This is a genomic window from Streptomyces sp. NPDC045968 (assembly GCF_056430475.1).
Genome location: NZ_JBWKLF010000002.1, coordinates 231,951 through 241,361 on the forward strand (window position 1 = coordinate 231,951; position 9,411 = coordinate 241,361).

Below are 9,411 nucleotides of genomic sequence, written 5' to 3' on the forward strand. Positions count from 1 at the left end.
CCGCCGGTCCTGACAGTCCGCGAACGGGGGCCCTCGCGTCCGACGGCCCCCGAGCCGCTATCCGGCGTAGGTCTCGAACTCGGCGACCTTCGGTGTGCCGGTCGAGCTGGTGATCTGGAAGGTGAGCTTGGTCAGCGAGGTCCGGGGGAAGGTGATGACGCCCGCCCCGCTGCCGGAGGTCAGAACGGCGCCGGTGTCGGCGTTGACGACCTTCCAGGACCCGATGCTGCCCGTGGAACCGGCTGCCTCCCGGATGTTGGCTGTGGAGACGGCGGTGGAGGAGCCCCACTTGATCGAGATGGAACCCGTCGGTCCGGCGGGCGACCAGTAGGTGCTCATGTCACCGTCCCGAACGTTGCCGTAGCTCGTCCCGTCGGCCTTGCCGGAGCCGTCTGAGCCGGCCCCGATGCTGAGGTTGGTCCCGCCGGGCTGGGTCGGGCCCGGGGTGGGAGTGGTCGGGCCCGGCGTGGGGGTGGTGGGGCTCGGCGTGGGAGTGGTCGGTGTCGGCGACGGTGTCTGGGGCGAGCAGCTGCCGTCCGACACCTTCAGCCCCTTGTCGGCGCCTGCCGTCTGGCCCACGACGGCCGGCACGCAGCCGGCGTCATCGAGGCTGTAGGCGTAGGGGATGCTGACCGTGGTGTTGGACTGCGGGTTGGGGCCGGCGGGGTTGTTCTCACTACCGGGGCTGGACCAGGTCACGTTGTCGAAGGTGTTGCCGCTGACCTGCCAGTATCCCGCCGCGTCGGTGTAGAAGGTGCCCAGGACGTCCTTGGAGTCCTTGAAGTAGTTGTTGTCCACCTTGGCGCGGGCCCCGGCACGGGAGTTGATGCCGGACTCGTTGAGCTTCACGTAGTAGTTGTTGTACATGTGGGCGATGCCGCCACGCAGCAGGGGTGCACGGGAGTCGATGTTCTCGTACAGGTTGTGGTGGTACGTGATGAAGCCGTTCGACAGCTCGGTCTCACTGGAGCCCACGAGGCCGCCGCGGCCGGAGTTGCGCAGGGTGCTGTAGGACAGGGTGACGTACTGGGTGTTGTCCTTCATGTCGAAGAGGCCGTCGTACCCCTCCGACTCCCCGCCCGACGCCTCCAGGGTGGCGTGATCGACCCAGACATTGCGTACGTTGCTCTCCATGCCGATGGCGTCACCGCCGTTGGACGTGGGCGAGCCGGACTTCTTCACGTTCCGGACGGTCACGTTCTGGATGATGATGTTGCTGGACTCGCGGATGTGGATGCCCAGTTGGTCGAAGACCGCTCCGCTGCCGACACCGACGATCGTCACGTTGCTGATCTGCTTGAGCTCGATCACACCGTCGGCGGTGGAGCAACTGCCGCCCGACACCTTGGTGGTGTTGCCGTGGTTGATGGTCCCCTCGACCTGGATGGTGATCGGGGTGCTGCTCGCGGCCCGGCCGCACAGGGCCGCGTGGATCGCGGTCCCGGTGGTCGCCCGCACCGTCTGCCCACCCGCACCGCCGGTGGTCCCACCGTTCTGGGTCGCGTAGCCGGTGGCACTGCCGGTCGCTGCCGACGCCTCGGGCGTCGACAGAACCACACCGCCCACGCCCGCGACCGCCATCGTGGCCAGCGCCGCACAGAGTCGGAGTACGAATGGTCGTCTCATCCTGGTCTCCTCGTGTCTCTTCGAAAGCCGGGTCTACACGCCATGGACATGTCAGGTTCCGCCGAAACCGCCGACGCGTCACCCGACGGACCCTCCCCGTGCCGGACCGGTAGCGGCTCATGCATCGCGTCACGGCAACCTGAGAGGGAAAGCGCTTTCTGCCCGCGCAGCATAGGGCGGCTCCAGTTGGGCTGGCAAGGTTCTGGCCGCTTTACAAAATGACCAACTCTCCAGGCCCCTGGGGCGGTTGCACGGTCGCGATGACGACCGCAGCTCAGAGAGCCCCGTTCACAGCAAGCGCTCTCATCGGGGCGGCATCGACCACCGGCGACCCGCCCCGTACGGCCCCTGCACGCCCCGCGCACGACGACCTCGGCACCCTCGTCGTGCGCGGGAGCCAGGGCCGATTCCTCGCCTTCGCGTGGGTGAGCCGCTCACGTCTGGACCGAGTATCACCCTGACGCGCGGGGTGGCAGGGCGGCCGCAGGCGCGCTGTGCCGGTAAGACATGAGAACGACAGTCGGCGGTCTGTGGGCGCTCCATTCGTGCTCAAGCTGATTCTTCTCATAACCGTGACGGGAGCTTTGCATGACTGCATCCACCACCGAGCCGCCGACTCTGGTGCCTGTCGAGGGCCGGAAACGGGGCAGCCTCGTGGTCACGTGGATGACCACGACCGATCACAAGAAGATCGGGCACCTGTATCTCGGCGCATCGTTCTTCTTCTTCGTTGTCGGCGGTCTGATGGCATTGCTGCTGCGCGCGGAGCTGGCCCGCCCGGGTCTGCAGATCCTCTCCCCCGAGCAGTACAACCAGACGTTCACGCTGCACGGCACGATCATGCTGCTGCTCTTCGCCACGCCCACGTTCGCCGGATTCGCCAACGCGATCATGCCGTTGCAGATCGGGTCTCCGGATGTGGCTTTCCCCCGCCTGAACATGCTGTCGTTCTGGCTGTTCCTCTTCGGTGGCCTGATCGTCCTGGGCAGCCTGCTGACACCGCAGGGCGGGGCCGACTTCGGCTGGACCGCCTACACCCCGCTCAGCGGCGGAGAACACGCCCCCTATGTCGGCGCCGACATGTGGATCATGGGCCTGGCCCTGGCCGGCTTCGGCACCATTCTGGGCGCGGTCAATTTCGTCACGACGATCATTTGTATGCGCGCCCCGGGCATGACCATGTTCCGGATGCCGATTTTCACCTGGAACATTCTCCTGACGTCCGTGCTGGTCCTGCTGGCGTTCCCCATGCTGGCCGCGGCGCTGCTGGTGCTGGAGGCCGACCGGCGCTTCGGTGCTCAGGTGTTCAACCCGGAGAACGGTGGCGCACTTCTGTGGCAGCACCTTTTCTGGTTCTTCGGTCACCCCGAGGTGTACATCATCGCGCTGCCGTTCTTCGGAATCGTCACGGAGATCTTTCCGGTGTTCTCCCGCAAGCCGGTTTTCGGTTATGTGGGACTGGTGGCGGCGACGATCGCCATCGCCGGCCTCTCGGCCACCGTGTGGGCCCACCACATGTTCGCCACCGGCTCGGTACTGCTGCCGTTCTTCTCCTTCATGACCTTCCTCATCGCCGTACCGACCGGCGTGAAGTTCTTCAACTGGATCGGCACGATGTGGAAGGGGTCGCTGTCCTTCGAGACCCCGATGCTGTGGTCCATCGGATTCCTCGTCACCTTCCTCTTCGGCGGACTCACCGGGATCATTCTGGCCTCACCACCCATGGACTTCCATGTCACCGACAGCTACTTCGTCGTGGCCCACTTCCACTACGTGGTCTTCGGCACGGTGGTCTTCGCCATGTTCGCCGGATTCCATTTCTGGTGGCCGAAGATGACCGGAACAATGCTCGACGAACGCCTCGGCAAGATTCACTTCTGGACCTTGTTCGTCGGCTTCCACACCACCTTCCTCGTGCAGCACTGGCTGGGCGCCGAGGGCATGCCGCGCCGGTATGCCGACTACCTGTCCGTCGACGGCTTCACCGCCCTCAACACCCTCAGCTCCATCGGCGCCTTCCTGCTGGGCGCCTCGACGCTGCCGTTCTTCTACAACGTGTGGAAGACAGCGAAGACCGGCAAGCGCATCGACGTCGACGACCCGTGGGGCTTCGGCCGCTCCCTGGAGTGGGCCACGTCCTGCCCGCCGCCGCGGCACAACTTCCTCACGCTTCCCAGGATCCGTTCCGAATCGCCCGCGTTCGACCTGCACCACCCGGCCATCACCCAGCTCGACGAGGCCAAGGCCGCAGGCCGGCGAGATGTCTTCGAACCCGGCGAGGGAACCGCCCACCCGCTGGGCAAGGACCGGGACGACACATGAGTTGCGCGTTCGCCGAGCCCGGGCCGCCACCACGGGTCGGCACGGCCACCGGGATGTCCGCGCGCCGTCAGGCGCGGCAGCGCAGCATCTCCAGTGGGGGGTTGGCGAGGGCGTCCGCCCAGAAGTCCGCACCGAACGCCCGCATGCCGGCGTCGGAGACCGTCAGCGGGACCCAGGTCACCTCGCTGAATCCGGCCGCCCGCAGGCACTCTTCGTAGACCTCGCGGCGCGGGCAGGTGGTGACGAACGTGATCGGCCGGTCGAGCAGCGCCGTGAGCCGGATGCGCGGTCCGGTCCCGGCCTCCTCGCCGGTCAGCTCGACGAGAAAGCCGTACTTGTCCAGGGGCGGCCCGTCGAAACGGTAGTCGGGCGTCTGGGCGAGCACGAAGAACTCGGCGCCGGGCGCCAGACTCCGGTGCACGTTGCGGCACATGCGCTCCATGGCGGCGACATCCTCCGCGTAGTTGAGCAGCTGTACCGCCGTGGCGACGTCGAAGCGCCGCCCGAGCGGCCGCAGTTCGGACACGTCGCCCACCTCGTAGCGCACACCCAGCGGATGGCACTCCTCCAACTTCTGGGCTGCGGCGATCATTTCGCCGGAGATGTCGACTCCCAGCACCTCCGCGGCGCCACGCCGCTTGAACTCCCGGCTGTAGAAGCCGGTGCCGGAGGCCAGGTCGAGGACGGACTTGCCGCGCACGTCCCCGACCATGTCCAGGAAACCGGGCACCTCCGCGTAGTGCGCCAGCGGCAGGGCCTTGAAGCCCTCGAACGCCTCACCGATCTCGTCGTACTGCTGCGTGCTCACCGTGCTGTCCCCCTGTGACTCGTCATGTCCTAGGCCTCGGCCCCCGCCTCCGGGACACGCCTCGGCCTGTGGCGAGCAGTCTCCGGCACCCCGGGCAGACCGTCGTACTGACAGAAGACACAAAGATGCGGACGTCGTCCCGGCTCCGTGTACGAGCGGGAGTTCGAGTTCGGGCCACCCGCCCTCCCGTGCCGTCAGGTCAGGAGACCAGCGAGCGCCCGGTGGGGGCCAGCCGGAGTACCTGAGGTGTTCCTGTCTGTGCTCGTTCGATGCCGGGAAGCAACTCCGCCCGTGCCAGGGGGTGTTCCTTTACGCGGGCGAGATGCCGACGGTGCGCGTGCCCGTCGGGGTACGAGATGAGAATCGCGGCGACGTTCATTCCGGCGCGGACCGGCAACCTGGGGAACGTGTTGGGTTCGGTCTCGGTGGTCAGGAAGGCGAGTGGCGTGGGCCCCGTCTCGAGGAGGACGGGGAGAAGGCCGTCCCGGATCAGTGCGATGCCGGTGCTCTGTTCGGGAGGAAAGGTCCACACGGTCGCGGCCACCAACCGGTCCGGCGCCGGAGCACCGACCGGGGGCCGCTCGAACGGGGAGACCGCGATGCCGCTCTCGGCCGACGCGGGACGCAGGAGGAGCACATCGTCAGAGTCGATCATGGTGTCGTTGGCCTGGGGACCGTGTTCGGCCCAGACGGCGCCCCCGTAGAAGTCCGTGAGCGCGCGATGGCGCGCCGTCATGTCCCGGAATCCGCGTAGCCAGACGAACCGGTCCGGATCATCGAGGTCCCGGAACTGGCCGAGCACGCTCATGCCCGCCTCTTCCTGGGATTCGACGAACTCCCGGTCGAACAGCTCGATGAGCTCGTCGCGCCGGTGGGGACGCAGCGTGTACTGGCGAAGCTCGATCACGGCAGGTGAGGGGCCGACGAGGTCGGTGGACACAGCGGAACTCCTGTTTCGTTGCTCTGCGGGTGGGCGGGCTCGATCGGTCCGGGGCCCGGCCTCCGTTGGACGGTAGGCGAGGTGCGTGACAGGGACTGTCAGGGTTTCCGGGGAGAATGCGCGCATGTCTGCTGGTCGGCTGCTGTCGGTGCTTCTGTTACTGCAATCGCGGGGCCGTATGTCCGCACAGGCGATCGCCGATGAGCTCGAGGTGTCCGTGCGCACCGCGTACCGCGACCTGGCGCGCCTGCAGGCCACGGGGGTTCCGGTCTACGCGGAGCCGGGCCGCGGCGGTGGCTACCAGCTCCTCGACGGCTATCGCACCCGGCTGACCGGGATGAGCGAGGGAGAGGCGCGGGCGCTGTTCTTCGCCGGACTGCCCGGGCCCGCCGCCGACCTGGGGCTCGCGGCCGACGTGGCGGCGGCGCGCCTGAAGCTGCTTGCCGCACTGCCGGCAGGACTGCGGGAGGAGGCGGCGCGGACGGCGGCGGTGTTCCACCTGGACGCTCCCGGGTGGTACCGGGAAGCCGAGCCGACACCACAGCTGCCCCTGCTCGTCGAGGCCGTACTCACCCGGCGTGCGGTGGATGTGCGCTACCGCCGCTGGCGCGCCCCGCAGGAAGTGGACCGCCGCCTTCACCCCTACGGCCTGGTCCTCAAATCCGGGGTCTGGTACGTCGTGGCCGCCTCGGAGAGGGGCGTCGCGACCTACCGTGTCACCCAAGTCCTCGACGCCGTACTGGGCGACGGGCGGTTCGACCGGCCGCGGGACTTCGACCTGGGCGCCTACTGGACCTCCTACCTCGACGAGTTCCGGGCACGCCGCCACACCGGCGCGGCCACCATCCGCCTGTCCCCCCGCGGACGCCTTCGCCTGCCCGACAACGTGCCCCCGGAGGTCGTCCGGGCTGTCGAAGCCACCGCGACCGCCGCCGACGAGAACGGATGGATCGAGGCGGTCATCCCGACCGAGAGCACCGAGCACGCCTGCGGCGAACTACTGCGGCTCGGAGTCGACGTCGAAGTCGTCGCACCGGCAGAACTCCGCCGGGCCATGGCCGCCACCGTGGAGGTGCTCGCGCGCGCCTACGGACTCCCCTGACGCCGGGGCACGTACGCGGGGTGTCAGCGCCCGGTCCGGGCCCTTGACGGAGGTCGGCGTCACTCCGAGGGCACGGCCGCCGAGAGGTCCTGGTCGGCGGCCCAGGAGGAGAGGATCCGCAGGCGGTCGTGGGTGGGGGTGTCGGCCGCGGCCGTCCAGATGACCAGTTGCTGGTCGGGGTCGGTGCTGGCCGTGAGGGTGTCCCAGTCGAGGGACAGCTCGCCCACGACGGGGTGATGGAGGGTCTTGGAGCCGATGGCCAGGGCGGCTACATGATGGGCGGCCCACCACTGGCGAAACTGGGTGTCCTGGACGGACAGCTCGCCGACCAGGGCGGTCAGGCGCGGGTCATCGGGGTATTTGGCGGCTTCCATCCGGAACTGGGCGACGGCCGTCCGGGCCACTTTCTCCCAGTCGGCGTACAGCGTTCGCATCGCGGGGTCGGTGAAAAGAATGCGGACGTAATTCCGCTGCTTCTCGGGAATGCGGGCGAAGTCCGTGACGAGTGCGGCTGCCAGCTGGTTCCAGGCGATGACGTCCATCCGTCGTCCGAGGACGACAGCGGGGGTGGCGGTGAGATCGTCCAGCAGGCGCTGGAGTTGCGGCTGGACCTTCTGCCGTGCACGGCGCCGGGGGCGCGGGGTCTCCTTGCCCGCGAGGCCGAAGAGGTAGTTGCGCTGGTCGTCGTCGAGGTGCAGCGCACGGGCGAGAGCGCCGAGCACGGACGCGGATGCCTGGAGGCGGCCCTGCTCCAGCCTGGTGTAGTAGTCCGTGGAGATCGCGGCGAGCTGGGCGACCTCTTCACGGCGCAGTCCCGCGACACGGCGGGGCCTCGGCGGCTCGGGCAGGCCGACGGTGCGAGGGCTGAGCTCGGCCCGGCGGGCCTTGAGGAACTCGCCCAGTTCGTTGAGTTGCGGGTCAGGGCTCATGGCCCCAGTCTCGCATCACCGAACCGGATGAAAGGGGGGAGAGTTTCTTCCCAGGATGAATTCCTCCCATGAACAACCTCTCCCCTTTTCATGGTGCGTGTGCGGTGTGAGAGTCGTTGGTGCGGCACCCAGGACGACCTTCCGGCCCTGAGGACACGGGCGGCGAAGGAGCGGATGCCCGCACCCCCGGTCCGACGACATCTGGAGCACGTCATGGCAGAAGTGCCCTCCCAGGTCGACTGACCCTTCACCGCCCCACCCCCCCCACCCCCGTATGCAGGAGTACCCCGTTTCCATGAGCAAGGTCATCTTCGTCACCGGCGCCGGCCGCGGCCTCGGCACCGACATCGCCCGCCGCGCCCTGGCAGCCGGCCACCAGGTCGTCGCCACCGGCCGCCGCCCCGAGAGCGTTCTCAAGGCACTCGGCGGCGAGCAGGACAACCTGCTCGTCACCACCCTGGACATCACCAGCCCGGACGCCGCCCGGTCCGCGGTGGACGCCGCCGTGGCGGCGTTCGGCCGCATCGACGTACTGATCAACAACGCCGCCACCTTCCAGGCCGGCTACTTCGAGGAGATCTCGGACGCCCAGATGCGGGCCCAGATGGAGACGAACCTGTTCGGCCCGATGAACATCACCCGCGCCGTCCTGCCCACCATGCGCGACCAGCGCTCGGGCCACGTCGTCACGATCTCCTCCATCGCCGGCCTGGTCGGCCAGGAGTTCTGCGTCGCCTACGCCGCCTCCAAGTTCGGCGTCGAGGGCTGGATGGAGTCCCTGCGCTTCGACGTGGAGCCGTACGGCATCCGCACCACCACCGTCGAGCCCGGCTTCTTCCGCACCGAACTGCTGGTGGACGCCTCCACCAGCTGGGCCGAGCTGTCGATCGACGACTACGCCGAGCGGACCAGGACCACCAAGGCGATGTGGCAGTCGATGAACGGGCAGCAGGCCGGCGACCCGGCCAGGCTCGCCGACGCGCTGCTGGAGGTCATCGGCCTGGGAGAGCCGCCGCTGCGGTTCGTCGCCGGCGACGACGCCATCCCGACCGCCGAGGCCAAGGGCAAGGAGATCACCGAGCAGGCGACCGCCTCCCGCGTGCTCGGTCTGGACCTCGCACACGCCGACGCGGCCTGACCCCACCGCTCCTCACACACACCACGTACGAGGCAGGGAACACCCATGGAATTCGTCAAGCCCCAGCCCACCGGCAAGGGCCCCGAGGACTGGTTCGACGGAGACGTCTGGTTCGACGTCATCCAGGCCGGCCAGGAGCCGTCCCGTATCCGCGCCAACATGGTGCGCTTCGCCCCCGGCGCCCGTACGGCCTGGCACCACCACGCGGTCGGTCAGACCCTGCACGTCGTCGCCGGGATCGCCCTGATCGGCACCCGCGACGGCACGGTCTTCGAGGCCCATCCCGGCGAGACCGTCACCTGCCCGCCGGGAGAAGAGCACTGGCACGGCGCCACCGCCGACCGCTTTATGCAGCACCTCGCGCTGTGGGACGGCACCGCGCCGGACGACGACCGTCCCGAGACCACTTGGCTGGAACACGTCACCGACGCTCAGTACCGCGGAAGCCGCACCCGCAGCCACTGACCCGAGCCGGCCGGGGGGGGGGGGGGGGGGGGGGGGGGGAAAAGGAGGGGGGGGACTTGGAGGAGGGAACACGACCACCAC

At 68.6% G+C, this 9,411-nt stretch carries 8 protein-coding genes; 4 read left to right on the forward strand and 4 right to left on the reverse strand.

The window, feature by feature from the left end:
- Positions 1–57: 57 nt before the first annotated feature.
- Complete coding sequence (locus AC07FA_RS06725) at positions 58–1,626, reverse strand: pectate lyase family protein (RefSeq protein WP_479073624.1); 1,569 nt, start codon at positions 1,624–1,626, stop codon at positions 58–60.
- A gap of 588 nt (positions 1,627–2,214) precedes the next feature.
- On the opposite strand from AC07FA_RS06725, the gene ctaD reads away from it, so the two are divergent.
- Complete coding sequence (ctaD, locus tag AC07FA_RS06730) at positions 2,215–3,948, forward strand: aa3-type cytochrome oxidase subunit I (protein ID WP_479073625.1); 1,734 nt, start codon at positions 2,215–2,217, stop codon at positions 3,946–3,948.
- Between the two features lie 67 nt (positions 3,949–4,015).
- On the opposite strand, the gene AC07FA_RS06735 is transcribed toward ctaD, so the two are convergent.
- Positions 4,016–4,756, reverse strand: a complete 741-nt coding sequence (locus tag AC07FA_RS06735; RefSeq protein ID WP_479073626.1) for a class I SAM-dependent methyltransferase — start codon at positions 4,754–4,756, stop codon at positions 4,016–4,018.
- A gap of 199 nt (positions 4,757–4,955) precedes the next feature.
- Positions 4,956–5,696, reverse strand: coding sequence for an NIPSNAP family protein (locus AC07FA_RS06740; protein ID WP_479073627.1), 741 nt, complete (start codon positions 5,694–5,696; stop codon positions 4,956–4,958).
- 124 nt (positions 5,697–5,820) lie between these two features.
- Between AC07FA_RS06740 and AC07FA_RS06745 the strand changes: the two genes are divergently transcribed.
- Complete coding sequence (locus AC07FA_RS06745) at positions 5,821–6,798, forward strand: helix-turn-helix transcriptional regulator (RefSeq protein WP_479073628.1); 978 nt, start codon at positions 5,821–5,823, stop codon at positions 6,796–6,798.
- Positions 6,799–6,857: 59 nt separating this feature from the next.
- Here AC07FA_RS06745 and AC07FA_RS06750 read toward each other — a convergent pair whose 3' ends face one another.
- Positions 6,858–7,727: a helix-turn-helix domain-containing protein gene (locus AC07FA_RS06750; protein ID WP_479073629.1), complete on the reverse strand. Its 870-nt coding sequence runs from the start codon at positions 7,725–7,727 to the stop codon at positions 6,858–6,860.
- 295 nt (positions 7,728–8,022) lie between these two features.
- Here AC07FA_RS06750 and AC07FA_RS06755 point away from each other — a divergent pair, with 295 nt between their 5' ends.
- Both AC07FA_RS06755 and AC07FA_RS06760 read left to right on the forward strand, forming a co-directional pair.
- Entirely contained in the window at positions 8,023–8,865 is an 843-nt protein-coding gene (locus AC07FA_RS06755; protein WP_479073630.1) for an SDR family oxidoreductase, read from the forward strand.
- 45 nt (positions 8,866–8,910) lie between these two features.
- Entirely contained in the window at positions 8,911–9,330 is a 420-nt protein-coding gene (locus AC07FA_RS06760; protein ID WP_479073631.1) for a (R)-mandelonitrile lyase, read from the forward strand.
- Positions 9,331–9,411: the final 81 nt, after the last annotated feature.